Source organism: Rhodococcoides fascians A44A, assembly GCF_000760735.1.
GTDB lineage: Bacteria > Actinomycetota > Actinomycetes > Mycobacteriales > Mycobacteriaceae > Rhodococcoides > Rhodococcoides fascians_E.
Genome location: NZ_JMEX01000007.1, coordinates 84,546 through 101,560, shown reverse-complemented (window position 1 = coordinate 101,560; position 17,015 = coordinate 84,546). Strand labels below are relative to the sequence as shown.

The 17,015-nt window shown below is 64.5% G+C and carries 12 protein-coding genes; 2 read left to right on the top strand and 10 right to left on the bottom strand.

The window, feature by feature from the left end; genetic code table 11:
• Positions 1 to 52: 52 nt before the first annotated feature.
• The 7 genes from BH95_RS10915 to BH95_RS10885 form a co-directional block, all read right to left on the bottom strand.
• Complete coding sequence (locus BH95_RS10915) at positions 53 to 700, bottom strand: SRPBCC family protein (protein ID WP_019663305.1); 648 nt, start codon at positions 698 to 700, stop codon at positions 53 to 55.
• Positions 697 to 3,165 (bottom strand): aerobic carbon-monoxide dehydrogenase large subunit, encoded by a 2,469-nt coding sequence (cutA, locus tag BH95_RS10910; RefSeq protein WP_037182100.1) that lies wholly within the window; start codon positions 3,163 to 3,165, stop codon positions 697 to 699. Before cutA ends, BH95_RS10915 begins: the two co-directional genes overlap by 4 nt.
• Entirely contained in the window at positions 3,162 to 3,800 is a 639-nt protein-coding gene (locus tag BH95_RS10905; RefSeq protein ID WP_019663303.1) for a (2Fe-2S)-binding protein, read from the bottom strand. The genes cutA and BH95_RS10905 overlap by 4 nt, the downstream gene beginning before the upstream one ends.
• The gene (locus BH95_RS10900) at positions 3,793 to 4,692 is read right to left on the bottom strand and encodes an FAD binding domain-containing protein (protein WP_037182099.1); all 900 of its coding nucleotides are present in this window, start codon (positions 4,690 to 4,692) and stop codon (positions 3,793 to 3,795) included. The genes BH95_RS10905 and BH95_RS10900 overlap by 8 nt, the downstream gene beginning before the upstream one ends.
• A 76-nt stretch (positions 4,693 to 4,768) precedes the next feature.
• Positions 4,769 to 6,175: a uracil-xanthine permease family protein gene (locus BH95_RS10895; RefSeq protein ID WP_051127781.1), complete on the bottom strand. Its 1,407-nt coding sequence runs from the start codon at positions 6,173 to 6,175 to the stop codon at positions 4,769 to 4,771.
• 144 nt (positions 6,176 to 6,319) lie between these two features.
• On the bottom strand, positions 6,320 to 7,954 hold the full coding sequence (locus tag BH95_RS10890) for a helix-turn-helix domain-containing protein (protein ID WP_019663300.1): 1,635 nt from the start codon (positions 7,952 to 7,954) through the stop codon (positions 6,320 to 6,322).
• A gap of 78 nt (positions 7,955 to 8,032) precedes the next feature.
• Positions 8,033 to 9,118 carry an XdhC family protein gene (locus BH95_RS10885; protein ID WP_026347467.1) on the bottom strand — a complete coding sequence of 362 codons (1,086 nt, stop codon included), beginning with the start codon at positions 9,116 to 9,118 and terminating at the stop codon, positions 8,033 to 8,035.
• A 181-nt stretch (positions 9,119 to 9,299) separates the two neighbouring features.
• On the opposite strand from BH95_RS10885, the gene BH95_RS10880 reads away from it, so the two are divergent.
• Positions 9,300 to 10,487: a CaiB/BaiF CoA transferase family protein gene (locus BH95_RS10880; protein WP_020112749.1), complete on the top strand. Its 1,188-nt coding sequence runs from the start codon at positions 9,300 to 9,302 to the stop codon at positions 10,485 to 10,487.
• 24 nt (positions 10,488 to 10,511) lie between these two features.
• On the opposite strand, the gene BH95_RS10875 is transcribed toward BH95_RS10880, so the two are convergent.
• Positions 10,512 to 11,861 (bottom strand): amidase, encoded by a 1,350-nt coding sequence (locus BH95_RS10875; RefSeq protein WP_019663297.1) that lies wholly within the window; start codon positions 11,859 to 11,861, stop codon positions 10,512 to 10,514.
• A gap of 111 nt (positions 11,862 to 11,972) precedes the next feature.
• On the opposite strand from BH95_RS10875, the gene BH95_RS10870 reads away from it, so the two are divergent.
• Positions 11,973 to 13,121, top strand: a complete 1,149-nt coding sequence (locus BH95_RS10870; protein WP_037182098.1) for an MFS transporter — start codon at positions 11,973 to 11,975, stop codon at positions 13,119 to 13,121.
• A gap of 76 nt (positions 13,122 to 13,197) precedes the next feature.
• Here the strand turns inward: BH95_RS10870 and BH95_RS10865 are convergent, their stop codons facing one another.
• Together BH95_RS10865 and BH95_RS10860 are read right to left on the bottom strand one after the other, a co-directional pair.
• Positions 13,198 to 15,432, bottom strand: a complete 2,235-nt coding sequence (locus BH95_RS10865; protein WP_019663294.1) for an NADP-dependent isocitrate dehydrogenase — start codon at positions 15,430 to 15,432, stop codon at positions 13,198 to 13,200.
• Positions 15,433 to 15,582: 150 nt separating this feature from the next.
• Positions 15,583 to 16,968: a serine hydrolase domain-containing protein gene (locus BH95_RS10860; protein ID WP_244164922.1), complete on the bottom strand. Its 1,386-nt coding sequence runs from the start codon at positions 16,966 to 16,968 to the stop codon at positions 15,583 to 15,585.
• Between the last annotated feature and the right edge of the window lie 47 nt (positions 16,969 to 17,015).

Here is a 17,015-nt window from a genome sequence, read left to right as displayed (position 1 = left end):
GCGAACGTCGGGCGGAGTGAGTGTCGGACGGGGGAACGGTTGAAGTGCAGACCTATTTCGACCGTCCGAGTACGCCGCCGATGACTACACCGGTGAGGGCGATGGCGGCTCCCAGGGCAGCGCTGACCACGACGGTACGGATGTCCGCACCCCCCGCACTCGCCACGGCCACGGAGGGTGCAGATGCTGCTGCGACCTGCCGGTCCGGCTGCGCCGCATCCGTTTCACCGGCCGGTGCGGCCTCGGGTGTCGACGACGGAATGCCGTTGGCGATGACCCCGTCGATGCTCTTGAAGAACACTCCGGCCATCTTCTTCGCGACGCCGGTGATCATGCGCTGCCCGACGCCTCCGACCATTCCTCCGACGACCGCGTCGGCGTCGTAGGAGAGCAGGGTGCCGCCCTCGTTCTCGGTCAGGGTGACCGTGACGTCGGCTTTTACCGTTCCCGGGGCACCCGCGCCAGACGCCGTCATGACGAACGAATGGGGCCGATCCTGTTGCGAGAGAACGACTTCACCGTCGTACACTCCCTTGATGGACGCGACTCCGGCCATGATGGACAGCTTGTAGTGGTTGTCCGTCAGCTGTTCGAGTGACTGCACCCCGGGAATGGTCGCGGCGAGTACGCGTCCGTCCTGCAGGTTGTCGTACACCTCCTCGCGAGGTGCCGTGAGCTGTGCGGTGCCGGCGATTCTCATGAATTCTCCTGTGCTGACTGGTGCGCGAGGCGGAGCTCGAACAACTCCGACGGTGAGATAGGCATGGATGTGATGGGGATGCCTTCGGCGTTCTCGATGGCTGCGGCGATGACGGCGCTGGTGGGGATCACGCCCGCTTCGCCTGCACCCTTCATTCCCAATGGGTTCAGGCCCGACGGCGTCACCGTATGGTCCATTTCCAACGTGTTCGGCATCTCGGTGACGAACGGCATCAGAAAGTCCATGTAGGAGGCGTTGAGCATCTGCCCGTGCTCGTCGTAGACGATCTTCTCGTACAACGCTCCGCCGATGCCCTGCGCCACTGCACCCTGGACCTGTCCTTCGACGATGCGGGGATTGATGACATTGCCGCAATCATGAATGACGACGTACCGCAGCACGGTGATCTCGGCGGTGATCGGATCGGTTTCGACGATGGCAGCGTGCACCCCAGACGCGAAGGTCGAGTGCGGCGGCGAGTAGTACCCGGTGGCTTCGAGCCCAGGCTGGTCGCCCTCCGCAATCGGCGGTTTCGTCATGTCCGGGTTGGTCTTGGCGAAACCCGTGGCCAGCTTGGATTCCTTGTCGAAGGCGTAGCGCAGCGGATTCGACAGCACCGCGACGACGCTGAGAGGTACCGATGTCCCGTCGACACCGGGTTCGGTGCCGACCACACACACATGTCCCTCGCGCAGCTCCAGATCACTCGGATCCACCGAGAGGATTCCCGACGCCACATTCTTCGCCTTCTCAGCGACCATCTGCGCCGCGACATGAAACGCCGAACCCGACATCACCGCACCACGTGAGGCGAACGTACCGACGGCGTAGCCGAAGCGACGGGTGTCGCCGGTGACGATCTCGACGTCGGACACCTTCACGCCCAGGTCGTCGGCGACAATCTGCGCGAACGCGGTCTGATGTCCCTGCCCCTGCGTCGTCAACCCCGTCGCGGCCTTGACCTTGCCGGACGTCTCGACGACAACATGTGCGCCCTCGTACGGTCCCGGTCCGGTTCCTTCGACGTACGCGCCGATACCGATGCCGACAGTACGACCCTCGGCTCGCGCCTTCCTCTGGTACTCGGGAAAGCCATCCCAGTCGACGAGCTTCTTGAGTTTGTCGATGCCGGCCTGGTAGTCGCCCGTGTCGTAGATCAACGGGCGCCCGTCCTGGAACATCAGCCCGAAGTCGTACGGCATGTCCTCGGGCCGAACGAAATTGATCTCACGAACGGCGATCTTGTCCTTGTCGAGATGATCGGCGATGGCGTCCATCGCACGTTCCATCGCGAACACCGCCTGAGGCCGTCCGGCGCCGCGATACGGCGTGACCAGCACCGTGTTGGTATAGAGCGAGTACGCGTCGACGCGGAAGGACTTCGGCTTGTACGGTCCCAGCACCTGTGTGGCCGTGTTGATCATGACGATGATGCCGTAGGGCAGGTACGCGCCGTTGTCGTGCCAGAACGTGAAGTCGAAAGCGAGCAGATGTCCGTCGTCGTCGAAACCGATCTCGACCTTCTGGATCTGGCCACGCTCGTGGGCGCTCGAGATGAAATGCTCACGGCGGTCCTCAACCCACTTGACCTCGTTGGATACGCCGGCGCGGCCGAGGCGTCGGGCAGCCCAGGTGACCATGACCTCCTCCGGCCAGGGATGGACGATCTTGACACCGAAACCGCCGCCGACATCGGGCGCGATGCAGTGAACTTTGTTCAGTGCCATGCCGAGTCGAGCTGCGATGGCGGCGCGCGCGGACGTGGAGGTCTGCGTCGACGTCCAGAACGTCAGTACGTTCTCGTCGCCGTCCCAGCGGGCGTAGACGCCTTTGCCTTCCATGGGCATCGAGGCGGACCGCTCGATCTCGAGATCCAATGTCAGACGGTTGGGTGCAGCCGCCAGTTCGGCGTCGACATCGCCGAATCCGTGTTGTAGCCGTGCCGCGACGTTGTCCGGCACATCGGCGTGGACCGCCTTGGCGGCAGTGCGCGCGGTGTCGATACCCACAACAGGGTCGAGCATCTCGTACGTCACGTCGATCTTCGCGCACGCATCCTCGGCGATGTAGCGGTTGTCCGCGACGACCATGGCGATGGCCTCACCGACGTGGTTGACCTCGTCCTTGGCCAGCGGATATCCGTTGCGCGCGGCGACGATCGCGGGATGCGGAATAAGCAGTGGCAGATTCTCCGCCATCTCCTCCGAATCGTCGACCAGATCGTCGTAGATGTAGATGGCGTGAACGCCTGCCACATCGAGCGCCGGATCGATGTCGATGTCGATTATTTTCGCGTGCGCGTGCGGGGAACGCACGAACGCCGCGATCAGCGCGCCGTGGCCGAGGTCGTCGAGGTAACGGCCCTGCCCACTGAGCAGACGCGTGTCCTCCTCCCGCGGAATGGGCTTGCCGAAGAACTTCTCCGACGCGCCTACCACGTGCGCGGTGTCGATCTGGGTTGTCATGCCCTCCCCGCCTTTCCACCGACAGGTGCAGTCGCGCCGCGGACCTTACGGTCGAGCGCGTCACGGGTGGCTTCGTCGTCGACGCCGAGCGGGAACTCCCCCGCCCGTTCACGTTTGATCTCGGCGGCGCGGAGCACCGATGCACGAATGTTCTGATATCCGGTACAGCGGCACAAGTTTCCGGCAATGGCATCGGTCGCTTCGTCGTGCGTCGGATTCGGGTTGTCCTCGAGGAATGCCGCGATCGTCGTGACGAATCCCGGAGTACAGAAACCACACTGAAGACCGTGGCAGTCCTTGAACGCCTGCTGCACCGGGTGCAGCGTGCCGTCGGGTTCGACGAGTCCCTCCACCGTCGTCACCGAGTGGCCTTCCAAGCCCGCTGCGAGCACGAGGCAGGATCGGACAGGCTTGCCGTCCAGCAACACCGTGCACGCCCCGCACACACCGTGCTCGCAGCCGACGTGTGTTCCGGTGCGGCGCAGGTGATGTCGAATCGCATCCGACGCCAGGGTCCGAGACGGCAGGACCGCGGTTTCGGTGACGCCGTTCAGCGTGAACGTGACGGCGACGTGATGCTCGCCGGTGTCGGCCTGCAGCTCCGCGAGCTGATCGTCGATGGTTTTGTCAGGCATTGGTTCTGCTCCTCACGAGTGTGCGTGCGTCCGCGGCCGCCGCGAGTCCGACTCGACTGGTCAGCGCAGACACCAGCTGAGAACGGTAAGCGGCCGTGGCATGGATGTCGGCGTCGGTCTCGACGGTGTCGCGGGCCAGCTCGCCCAGCGCACGCCACTTGGGGTCACGCTCGTCGGTCGCCGACGCCCCGGCCAGGGTGTCGCTGTAATCGACGACGAGACCGAGCTCTCCTGCCGAAATGTATGTCATCTTCGCGGTGACGACGTAGTCGTCCACCACTTCCACCTGGGCCGCGACACCGACCAACGCGTAGTCGCCGTGCCGTCGGGCAATCTCGTCGATAGCGGTACCGACTCCCGCTCGCCCTGCCGGTACGCGCACGGCCAGAGCGATCTCGTCGGGCTCGAGCGTGCTCTCGAGCGGCCCGGCGAACAGGTCGGCGGACGCGATCACGCGCTGACCCCGCGTCGACTGCACCGTGACCTCTCCGCCGAGCAGCGACAGCACGGCCGGCATCTCGGCCGAGGGATCCGCGTGCACGATCGATCCGACGGTGGTGCCGCGGTTGCGAATCGTCGGATGCGCCACCAGATGCAGGCCTCGGCTCAACAACGGCTGAACTTCTCGGGCTGCAGGGTGATCGTGCAGTACGGAGTGCGTGACCAGCGCGCCGAACTCGACGCCCGAATCACCGGAGGCAACAATCGAATCGAGGTCTCGCACCGCTCCGATGTCCACGATGTGCGCCGGTGCGGCCAACCGCATCGACAGCAGCGGGACGAGTGACTGACCACCCGCCATGACCTTGCCCTCATACGAGACCTCGGCGAGTATCCGGCACGCCTCCGGGATCGTGGTGGGCCGGTGGTATGTCAGCGGCGACGGTTTCATGTCTCGATCCTGCCTGTCCGGAAACGGAGGTAACTTGTCTACTTGTGACAACAGTCACGCACGATGCCTGTCACAATCAGGTCAGTTGTTTGCTCGGTGTCGATCCCTCGGACGTGCCCGATGTATAACGGTCCAACTCGGGATTGCGGGCTCCGACGAATCGGCACAAGTGGTACATGAGGATCACGACGATCGTGCCGAGCGAGATGCCGCCGAGGGAGAAGGTGTCGCTGAACGTCAGGGACACGTCGCCGATACCGATGATCAGGCCGGCAGCAATGGGCATCATGTTCAGCGGGTTGCCGAAGTCGACGCCGTTCTCCTTCCAGATCTTGGCTCCGAGCAGGCCGATCATGCCGTAGAGGACAACGGTGATGCCGCCGAGCACACCGCCCGGGGTGGCCGAGATGAACGCGCCGAACTTGGGCGAGAAACCCAGCAGCATGGCAACGATGCCGGCCACGGTGTACGCGGCGGTGGAATAGACGCGCGTAGCGGCCATGACGCCGATGTTCTCGGCGTAAGTGGTCGTCGGTGAGCCACCGACGCCGCTGGCGATTGCCGTGGCGAACCCGTCACCGGCCAACGCACGGCCCATGTACGGGTCGAGGTCCTCCTTGGTCATTTCCGCGACAGCTTTGACGTGACCAGCGTTCTCCGCGATCAACGCGATGACACCGGGCAGAACCAGTACGACGAACGTGAGGCTGAACGACGGGGCGTGGATGCCGACGACACCGTTGGCCTCGTCGGAGAACGGCGGTAGACCGAACCAGGAGGCCGACACAACAGGGTCCCAGTTGACGCGGAAGTGCTCGGTGATCTCGCCGACGTTCGCGTCGTACGACGTTATCGGCCCGGAGAGACGGTCGAGCGCCCACGACGCGGCGTAACCGAGGATCAACGCGAGGAAGATCGCGATCCGACCCATGAAGCCGCGAAGCGCGACGGACATGATGATCAACGCTGCCATCACGAACAGCGCGATCCATTGGTCCTGCGGCCAGTAGAGGCCGGCCACCACCGGTGCGAGGTTGAAGCCGATCAACATGACCACCGCCCCGGTGACGGCGGGCGGAAGCAACTTGAAGATGAGGCGGCCGCCGAGGAAGTGGACAGCGACGCCGATGAGCCCGAGCACGAGGCCGGACACCAGGATCGCACCGGTGACCTCCGCCGAGGTGCCACCCTGCGCCCGAATCGCGGCGATGCCGCCGACGAACGCAGCGGACGTTCCGAGATAACTCGGAATCCGGCCCTTGACCACCAGAAGGAAGAAGATGGTACAGAACCCTGACATCATCACTGCCAGTTGCGGATTCAGACCCATGATGATCGGAAACACGAACGTCGCACCGAACATCGATACGACGTGCTGGCCACCGAGTCCGATGGTCCGCCCCCAGCTGAGCCGTTCACCGGGAGCGACGACTTCACCCGGCGCCACCGTCTTGCCATCCCCATGCAACGTCCAAATCGGCATGTTCAGCCTTTCACGAAGAGGAGGGCGCCCGCGTTCTGTGTTCCAGCTCACAGATCGCCCCGTGGTGAACCTGAACGTTATTACAGGCGGAGAGGGCCCGAGTGATGACAATCTGACAGATCGAGCGGGCTCGGATTGGCAGATTTAGTGATTGATGCCGCGCATCGCGATTATCTTCAGTGCTAAAGACAGGTCCAACCGCAATTCCGGCTGCTCGGTGAACGAGCCCAGGATTTTCTCCAGCTTCACAACCCTGTAACGCAGTGTGTTGTAGTGGAAATGGAGCTTCCGGGCGGTCTCCGCGATATTGATGTTCGTTGCCAGTAGCGCTTCGAGTGTGTTTCGCATGTCCTGCGCCTCCGCAGTGTCCTCGGTCAGCTCACGCAGCGTTTCTCGCGCGAAGTTCTCGAGCTCGTCCTCGTCCTCCACGAGCGACAACAGGCGGTAGACACCCAGGTCGTCGAAATTCGTGAGCGACCATTGACCCGAAATGCGACGACCGACAGTCAACGCCGTGCGAGCCTGGCTGTAACAGGACGGAACGCCGTCGGTCGAGCCCGCAGTGCGCGATACTCCCACACTGAACGGCCTTCTGCCGCCGCCACCTTCGCCGCGAACGACGTTCACCAAATCCCGCACCAATGCCATCGTGTCGGACCCGACGCCCATGACTATGACCGTTTCTCCAGTCAGTGCCGTCACCGCCGCGCCGGGGTCCCGGTGCGCGATCGCGCCGGAGAACGCCATCGCCTGACGATCGACGACAGGAAGTCGGTGCACCGAACTCGACGATTCGTCGACCACCGGATCAGGTTCGATACTGACGATGACCAAGGGCCTGTCGAAATCCCAGCCGAACGTCTTGGCATGCGAGACAACGTGATCCGAGTCTCCGGCACGACCCAACATCAGATCGTGAATGAAGTTTGCCCGGTGCCGTTCCTCGACCGACGCCACTGCCTGCTGACGAGTCACCACCAGTGCACACACCGCAGCCGCGCGCTCCACTAGGTACAGGTCGTGTTCGGCCATCTCGCGGTCCCACGCGAACAGCGCCATTCGCCCGTGGTCGATGTGGTTGGCGGAGACGGCCGCGACCGCACTGGCGTGGCCGTCGAAGACGTGCATGCCGAGACCGCCTTCGACGGTGTCGGTTCGGAGCCGCCCCGTCGAGTCGAGGGCGGGACTGGTCGACAACCTCCTGCGTCCGCCCGCATCGCCCGCTCGACAGATCTCGCGGCCGTCGGACGTGGTCAGCAAGACGGTGCCGTTCAACTCACGCGACGCTACCTCGGCCAGATCCGTCAGGCCACCTCCTGCCATGACGATGTCGACCAACAGCTTTCTGATGCGCTCGGCTTCGAACATCGCGCCGACTTGCGCCGCTTCGATGCGCGCTCGACCGCGGGCGAGTGGGTGGTCGCCGTCGCCGTGATAGGCGATGATCGGAAGCTCGAGCTGTGCAGCGGCATCGATCATCTCCGGTTCGAGATTCCAGCCGTCACTGTTGAACTGCACCGCCAGCGCCACGACTCCACGCGAGCTCAGACGCCCAACGAACGTCGACGCCGCCTCGGTCAGCAGGCCGAGCGTGCGCGGAGACGTGATCAACAGCTGACCACTCCGGAGCCACGGCCCGATGTCCGGAACCGCCATGAACCCGACCCCGTGTACTGCCACCCCGTCGACATCTCCCACGACGACCGAGGAGGACGGCAACAGCGCCGATCGAAGCAGCTCTTCGAGTGGAATCTCGCTGTCCAGAATGGGTACGGACACTGGGCTGGCACCTCGGTTTTCGTTCGCGGGGGAAACGTCGATCCTAACGCTCACTGCCCCGCGCGGCAGGACAACAGGTCAAGCAGACGAAACGAGCCCGTGAATCGGTCCGCGGCCGAAGCGCAGTTCGTCGCCACTGGAACCACGTACCGTCTTGGTGACCTCCGCCATCACCGACAACGCAGTCTCTGCGGGAGTTCGAGCTCCCAGATCGAGTCCGATAGGCGAGTGCAGGCGGGCGAGCTGCTGTGCGTCGATTCCTCGCTCGCGCAGTAGATCCACCCGTCGCGCATGGGTGGACCGACTGCCCATCGCGCCCACATACCCGGCGTCGGAACGCAGGGCGATGTTCAGCAACGGGATGTCGAATTTCTCGTCGTGGGTGAGGACGACGATCACCGTTCGCAAATCGATGGGAGCCTCTGCCAAGAACTTGTCCGGCCACCGGACGATCACCTCGTGCGCCGACGGAAATCTCGCACGTGTCGCGAAGACTGGCCGGGCGTCGATCACGCTGACGTGATACCCGGCGAACACACCGAGTGTGCTGACAGCCGTTGCGAAGTCGATTGCCCCGAAAACATACATGCGTGGCAGTGGCCGGTGGAAGTCGACAAGAACGTCACTATCGGCCAGCGTCCCGGCCGCTGCGACGAACACGTCGGACTCACCGTATTCGAGCCTGGCGATGATGTCCCGAACCTGCGTCCGTGTCAGGTGCAGATCCCCCGAGGCAGACTTGGCGTCGACGATCAGATGCCGTGACGGCATGCCCGTGGCGAGGGTGGTCAACACGGCAACCGGTTCGTCCGCAGCAAGTCGGCGGCACACGTCCGACATCGGAGAATCCCCGTGATGGACGAACTCCACCAGTACCTCGATGCGTCCCCCGCACGTCAACCCGACGCCGTATGCGTCGTCGTCGGTGACGTCGAATATCTCGACGCGCGAGTTGCCGTCGGCAAGTACGTCCCGAGCCGTCTCGTACAGCGCGCTTTCTATACATCCGCCGGACACACTGCCGATCACCTCGCCACGGCGGTTCACCGCCATAGCAGCGCCCGGCCTGCGAGGGGACGATCGCCACGTGCGGGTCACGGTCGCCAGCGCGGCATCGTCTCCGGCTTGCAGCCATGCGTACAACTGAGGTGATATCTCACGCATCGCTCGATCCTCCGTTCACTCGCCTGGACTCAGGTTATAAGCAACGGACTGGCTGCCCGGGCACACATAGCGCCGAAAAGTCGGCGTCGTCGTTGTGCAATGTCGCCGTCGCGCCGCCCCCGGTGCCTCGGCCATCGTCTGAGGGCATACCAGTGGACGAGACGAGCGAGGGATACTTTCGATGGACGGATTACTCAGCGGGACGAAAGTTCTCGATCTCACCAGGGCACTCGCCGGCCCGTTGTGCACATCACTGCTGTCGGACTTCGGCGCCGAGGTGATCAAGGTGGAACCACTCGGCACCGGCGACAGTTCACGTCAGTGGCCACCGTTCGAGGACGAGCGAAGTCTGTACTTCACCTCGGTCAACCGCGGCAAACGATCTGTCGCCGTGGACTTCAGGAGCAACGACGGCCGAGAGATACTGCGGCGCTTGGTCCTCGATGCGGATGTGCTGATCGAGAACTTCCGGCCCGGCGTGCTGGTCGACATGGGACTGGACCCCGACGAACTCGAACGCGAGAATCCGCGGTTGATCATCATGAGCGTCAGCGGGTTCGGACCCGTCGGGCCGGATCACCTCGCCGCCGGGCTCGATCAGGTCGCGCAGGGAATGTCCGGCCTGATGTCGGTGACCGGCGATGCAGGCAGCGCACCGATGCGCGTCGGAATTCCGATCGTGGACACGGTGTCCGGCATCTACGCCGCGCTCGGAATCTCCGCAGCGCTTGCAGCGCGTGAACGCGACGGACGCGGACGACGCGTCGAGACCTCCCTACTCGAGTCCGCAATCTCTATCATGACGTTTCAGGCACAGAACTACATCAGCACCGGCCGTGTGGCGCAGCCCACCGGCAACACTCACCCGTCCATCTCACCGTACGGCGTCTTCGACACCGCCGATTTTCCCATCACCATCGCCACTGGAACCGAAAAGCACTGGACAGCGCTCACTTCGGTACTCGGCGCGCCCGAGCTCGCCGACAAGCCCGAATACGCGGACGGCAAACTCCGCCTACAGCACCGCGACAGCCTGACCAAAGAAATTCTCGAACTCCTGACGGCCAAGACCGCGGCGGAATGGATCACCGCAATGCGTGCGGTCGGAATACCGTGCGGCCCGATTCACACCATCGACCAAGTCTTCGCCGACCCGCAGGTGCGTGCTCTGAACATGGTGCAGGACACCGAGACCCCCGACGGACGTCGAACGCCCGTCGTGCGTGGCCCGTTCTGGGTCGACGGCAAAACGCTGCCGGTCAAGAGTGCGCCGCCGCTCGCACTCGGCGCAGACACCGTCGAGGTACTCACCGAACTCGGCCTCAGCGCCGACGACATCGTCGACCTGCGCAAGCGCGCAGTCATCTGACTCGGTCTCGCCCGCCCTTCCGCTTCAGGGGCGGGCGAGTGTCTCGGCCACCGCGAAAGCGTCGCACTCACGCCAGGGCTGAGCGATGATCTGAATACCGATCGGCAAACCGTTGCGTGCGCGGGCTATCGGTACCGTCACGGACGGGAGACCGAGCACGCTGATGGCGCGTGAGCTCGCGAGGGCATCCATCCACGTCAACTCTCGGCCGTCCACGGAGAAGCGTTCGAGCCCCACCGGCGGGGCCAGAATCGACGCCACCGGCATCAGCAGAACATCACCCATCTCAGCTCTGAACTGCCGGATCAGCTTCGCCCGTGTCGCCCACAACTCCTCCGCGCCCGAGACCCGCGGAGCCTCGAGGGTGGATCGGAACTCGTCGGTGAGCAGATCCATGCGGTCGCCGACCATGGCCCGAACATCGGAGTGCGACTCTGTGGCACGCAGTGCGCCGAACAGTGAATTCGCCTGCGCCAGAGCGCCGCCCTCGTAGCGTCGTGCACCCAGCGCGGCCGCCGCAGCCTGGACTGCATCGACGATCTCGACATCGACAGGAACCGTGCCGTCCCCCGAAGCCCACGTGACGGTGGGCGCATCTGCCGGACGCGAACACGACGGGCCGGAAAGCACGTCGAGTGCGAGCTTCACATCGCCCAGATTCCGTGCAAGTGGACCTATCGTCTGAATGACTCCGTGCGCTGTTACCGGGTTCACCAGCACATGCCCATCGTCGAGCACACCGGGAAGCTGCCCGGTTCCGTCGATCCGGCCCTGTGTCGGGCGCACGGACATCAACCCTGTGCAATGAGCCGGCCACCGAACCGAACCACCGAAATCGGTCCCCAACCCCAGCACACTGAACCCCGCCGCCACCGACGCCGACTCACCTCCGCTCGATCCACCCGGAGAGCGCGGCACCCCGTCGGCGATCAGCGGACTCGCCGTCGTGCCGAACAGATCGTTGCGTGTCAAACCGCACGACCCGAATTCCGGAGCATTCGACTTGCCCACCAGAACCGCGCCTGCGTTCTTGAACGCAACCACCGCAGCGGCGTCGTGCACCGGGATGTTCGACGCCAATGCCCGCGACCCGGCAGTGGTACGGACCCCGGCGGTAGCGATGGTGTCCTTGACGCTGAACGGCACGCCCGCCAACGGGCCGAGTGTTTCCCCGGCCTTGCGCCGGCGATCGAGATCGTCCGCCGCCGACAACGCCTCGGATCCGCAGACGGTGACCAGCGCGTTCAGCTTGTCGTTGCCGCGCTCGATCGCAGCCAGATGCTCGGAGACGACCCGGCGGGCGGTAACTCGCCCGTGTTGCACGTCGTCGGCGATGGCCCTGGCCGATCGCCCCACCCAGACTCCACCGTTCATTGTCGTGAACCTACTTTTCCTGCAGTGGGCAACATACGACCACAATCGACACAGAATCGCGGTCGACGCTGGCAACGTCTGCCACATCGACCGGAGCATCGGCGAGGAAGGATGACGGGAATGCCCGTGAGTTGGATGCGTGTGGTCGCCGTTGTGTTCGCCGTGAGTTGGGGTGCGAACCAGTTCGCTCCGATGCAGCTGGTGTACCGGGACACGTCCGGCCTGACGAGCACCGCGTTCACCGCGATGCTCGGCACGTATGCGCTGGGGTTGATTCCGTCGTTACTGTACTTCGGAAGACTCTCGGATCGAGTCGGTCGCCGCGCGATCGTCCGACCGATGGTCGGCGTCGCGATGGTGTCGACGGTGATTCTCGCTCTCGGCGCCGACATGCCCGGCCTGCTGTATCTCGGTCGCGTGCTGGCCGGTGTCGCGTCCGGCATGGCCTTCACCGCAGGCGGTGCCTGGATCAAGGAACTCAGCGACAGTCCAGGCGCAGGTGCGCGTCGTACCGCGGTCGCGTTGTCGGCGGGCTTCGGCTGCGGAGCATTGTTCGCTGGACTCATCGCACAGTGGCTACCGATGCCCGACGTACTGCCCTATCTGGTCCACCTGGTGATGATGGTCGCCACGGGCGCATCGGTGTGGCGCGTCCCCGAGACACGGGCGCGCGCAGTCGAACGGAAGGCGCCCACGGCAGGCGTCGTCGGCCAGAGCTGGTTCATCGCCGGTGTCGCACCATGGGCGCCGTGGGTATTCGGCACGGCGACAGTCGCTTTCGCGACCTTGCCGCCGCACATCTCCGACGTCACCGGCTCCTTGTCCGTCGCGTTCACCGGAGCCGTAGCTGCACTGACGCTCTGGACCGGCATCGCCGTGCAGCCGACGGCTCGGCGCTTGGCCGGCCGAGGGGCCATGATCCCCGTCGCCACCGGAGTCACATTCGGCTGCGTCGGTTTCGCTTCGGCAGCAGCGGCATTGGCGACTACTGGCGCGGTGTCGCTCGGACTGATCGTTCTCGCGTGTGTGCTGCTGGGTAGCTGCTACGGCATGCTGCTCGTCTCCGGACTGATGATCGTCGAGAACAACATCCCGGTGGGCGGCGATCTCTCCAGCGCCGTAGCGGTGTACTACTGCTTCGTCTACCTCGGCTTTGCGGTACCTCTACTGCTGTCACTGGCCGCCCCGACTCTCGGCCTCACCGTTGCCGCGGTCCTCATGGTCGGAGGCTTCGCCGTGGCACGTACTCGCCGCTCGTGAGCGGACATCTAGGCCCTGGCGTGCTGGGAGCGGAGCCTGCGGACTGACCCGCAGGCTCCGTTCCGCTCACGTGGGGTCAGGCGATGAAGCCGGCCAGAGCTTCGTTGAACGTCTTGCTCGGACGCATGACGGCGGCGGTGGCTTCCTGGTCGGGGAAGTAGTATCCGCCGATGTCCACGGCTGCGCCCTGAGCGTCGTTGAGCTCCTTGACGATTTGATCTTCGTTCTCCGCCAGGGCCTTTGCCAGTGGCTCGAAGTGCTTCGCCAGATCCGCGTCCTCGGTCTGTGCGGCGAGCTCCTCGGCCCAGTACAGGGCGAGGTAGAACTGGCTTCCGCGGTTGTCGAGTTCGCCGGTCGAGCGCGACGGGCCCTTGCTGTTCTCGAGGAGCTTTCCGGTGGCAGCGTCGAGCGCCTTGCCGAGAACCGTTGCCTTGCCGCCTGTCTTGGTGCCGAGGTCTTCGAGGCTGACCGCGAGGGCGAGGTACTCACCCAGCGAGTCCCACCGGAGGTGGTTCTCCTCGATGAGCTGCTTGACGTGCTTCGGAGCCGAGCCGCCTGCACCGGTTTCGTACAGTCCGCCGCCTGCCATCAGGGGAACGATGGAGAGCATCTTGGCGGACGTGCCGAGCTCGAGGATCGGGAACAGGTCGGTCAGGTAGTCGCGGAGGATGTTGCCCGTCGCGGAGATGGTGTCCAGCCCGCGGATGAGGCGCTCCATCGTGTAGCGGATGGCGCGGACCTGCGACATGATCTGGATGTCCAGACCCTCGGTGTCGTGATCCTTCAGGTACTTGCGCACCTTGCCGATCAGCTCGTTCTCGTGCGGGCGGTACGGGTCCAGCCAGAAAACGACCGGCATGCCGGACTCACGGGTGCGGCGCACCGCCAGAGCGACCCAGTCGCGGATCGGCGCATCCTTGACGATGCACAGACGCCAGATGTCACCCTCTTCGACGTCCTGAGTCAGCAGGACCTCACCTGTCGCCAGGTCGGTGATGTTCGCGACGCCACCCTCGGGGACCTCGAACGTCTTGTCGTGCGAGCCGTACTCTTCGGCCTTCTGCGCCATCAGACCGACGTTGGGAACGGTGCCCATCGTGGTGGGGTCGAACGCCCCGTTGGTCTTGCAGAAGTTGATCATCTCCTGGTAGATCCGGAAGAACGTCGACTCGGGGCTGACTGCCTTGGTGTCCTTCGGCCGTCCGTCCGCTCCCCACATCTTGCCGCCGCTGCGAATCATCGCGGGCATGGATGCGTCGACGATGACGTCGCTGGGCGAATGGAAGTTGGAGATGCCGCGTGCCGAGTCGACCATGGCCAGCTCGGGGCGCTTCTCGTGGCACTTGTGCAGATCGTCGATGATCTCCTCACGCTGTGCGCTGGGGAGGGACTCGATCTTGCTGTAGAGATCCGAGAGGCCGTTGTTGACGTTGACGCCGAGCTCCTCGAACAGCTCGCCGTGCTTGGCGAACGCGTCCTTGTAGAAGACCTTCACCGCGTGACCGAAGACGATGGGGTGCGACACCCGCATCATCGTGGCCTTGACGTGCAGGGAGAACATGATGCCCGTCTTGTAGGCGTCCTCCATCTGCTCTTCGTAGAACTCGATGAGCGCCTTCTTGCTCATGAACATGCTGTCGATGACGTCGCCGTCGGTCAGCGACACCTTCTCCTTGAGGACGACGGTCTTGCCGCTCTCGGTCAGCAGCTCCATCTTCACCTCACGGTCGCCGTCGACCGTCATCGACTTCTCGCCGTGGTAGAAGTCGCCGTGACGCATGTGTGCAACGTGTGTGCGCGACGCGGGCGACCATTCACCCATGCTGTGCGGGTGCTTGCGGGCGTATTCCTTCACGGCCTTCGGTGCGCGGCGATCCGAGTTGCCTTCACGCAGAACAGGGTTCACTGCACTGCCGAGACACTTGGTGTAGCGGTCGCGGATCTCGCGCTCTTCGTCGGTCTTCGGGTTGCCCGGGTAATCCGGGATGGCATAGCCCTTGTCCTGCAGCTCCTTGATGGCTGCGAGCAACTGAGGGACCGAGGCGCTGATGTTCGGCAGCTTGATGATGTTGGTGTCGGGGTCCTGGGTGAGGCGCCCGAGCTCGGCCAGGTTGTCCGTGACGCGCTGGTCTTCGTTCAGGTAATCGGGGAACTCGGCGAGGATGCGGCTGGCGACAGAGATGTCACTGGATTCGACGTTGATCTCGGCCGCGCTGGCAAAAGCACGTATGACCGGCAGAAACGCGTGAGTCGCCAGCATCGGCGCCTCGTCGGTCAGGGTGTAGATGATGGTCGGCTGTTTTGCTGTCATGTTCGCCTTTGCCTCTGTTTCAACGTCGTCTTTTGGATGCGTCCACCTCCAACTTTAAACTTGCCGACGCGAGTCCGTGCGGGGCAGTGTTGGGTACGGCTTAGTTACCCATCGGTAGCCCCGTCGGCGTCGCCGAGCAGGGCCTGCTCGTCACCCCTCGGCAGTGCGAGAACGCAGTTTTCGGTACCCGGCCGCGGATTTTATGACCACAACTACGGTGGCGACGAAGACCGCCGCGAGCAACACCCAGAACGCAACGGTCACGTCCGGCGCCCACAACCACATCGCCGACAACGTACCGCCCGCCAAAGCCGGGACACCGATCAGGACGCCGACGATCACTGCCCCTCCCACCACGACAGCGGCGACGCTCCGAACGATCGCACCCACAGCAGAGCGCTCTCTCGTTCCACGCACGACCGACCATCCCGACGCCGCCAGCAGAGCAGTCGCGAGTCCGAGCAGGGTGCCCAACACCGCCGGCGCCATCGACGACGGCAGATCCGACGCGGACCCGTCGAGCACCAGAGTCGTCACGTTTCTGCCGACGGCCGCCACACGCTCGGCCTCGATCTCGCCATACCGGTTGGTGGCCAGCACGATTGCGCGGTCCTCCCCCGGCACCAACGCGACGTAGGTGTAGTAGCCGGGCACCGCACCCGAGTGCCACCACACGTCGTGACCATCGATGTCCTCGTTGTACAGACCGTCGCCGTACGCCGTGCCGTGACCGGTCTCGGCCACCACGGGATCGCCCAGGTTGTCCAGCCGCCACGACGCGTACCGGCCGAGGTCCTCGATCGTCCCGGCCAGGTATCCGTAACCGAGCCCCGCCGAATCCACGCCCACGTCCACCGACCTGGAGGTCCCGAAGAACGGAACGTGACCGTCCGGGACGGCCGCGGTGAAGGCGTCGGGATCGGTGATGGTGCCCGACGCGCCCGCAGGATCGAGAACGTACCGGCGGACGGCATCCGCATACTGCCCGGCGGAGACCTGCTCGACCACGGCCTGCACGAGCAGATAGTTGAGGCTCGAATACCGGAACGTGCCTCGCTCGCCCATTCCGCTCGGTTGCGGTATCGACGCCAGAACATCCGACGCGGATTCCCGACGGGTCCAGTCGTCGGTGACGGAGACGTCGTGCGGTAGCCCACTGGTGTGACGAACCAGGTCACCGACGGTGACCTGCGGGTCGCCGAGCAGGTGCTCGGCCTGCGGCAGGACGTCGACGACGACGGTGTCGTCCTGGAGAAGGCCGTCACGCTCCAGCCCTCGAACCGTGGCTGCCGCGAGCTGTTTCGACACCGAACCCCACACGAAGGGGGCGCCGGCATCCGGCCCCGACGAGGCGTCGTCGATGAGCCCGTCGGAATCGACGATCTGCACGGAGATACTCGGCGCCCCGATGCCCGAGGCCCATCGCTCGACCTGTTGCTGCAGTGAGGGCGGCGGATCAGCGTGGGCGAACATCGTCGCCCCGGAGGCCACCAGGAGGAGCAGAACTACCAGGAACCCACGTCGAACAGCCGTCACCGCACTCGCTCCCACCCGAAGTCGTTTGCCCCTCGAATCTTGACGGC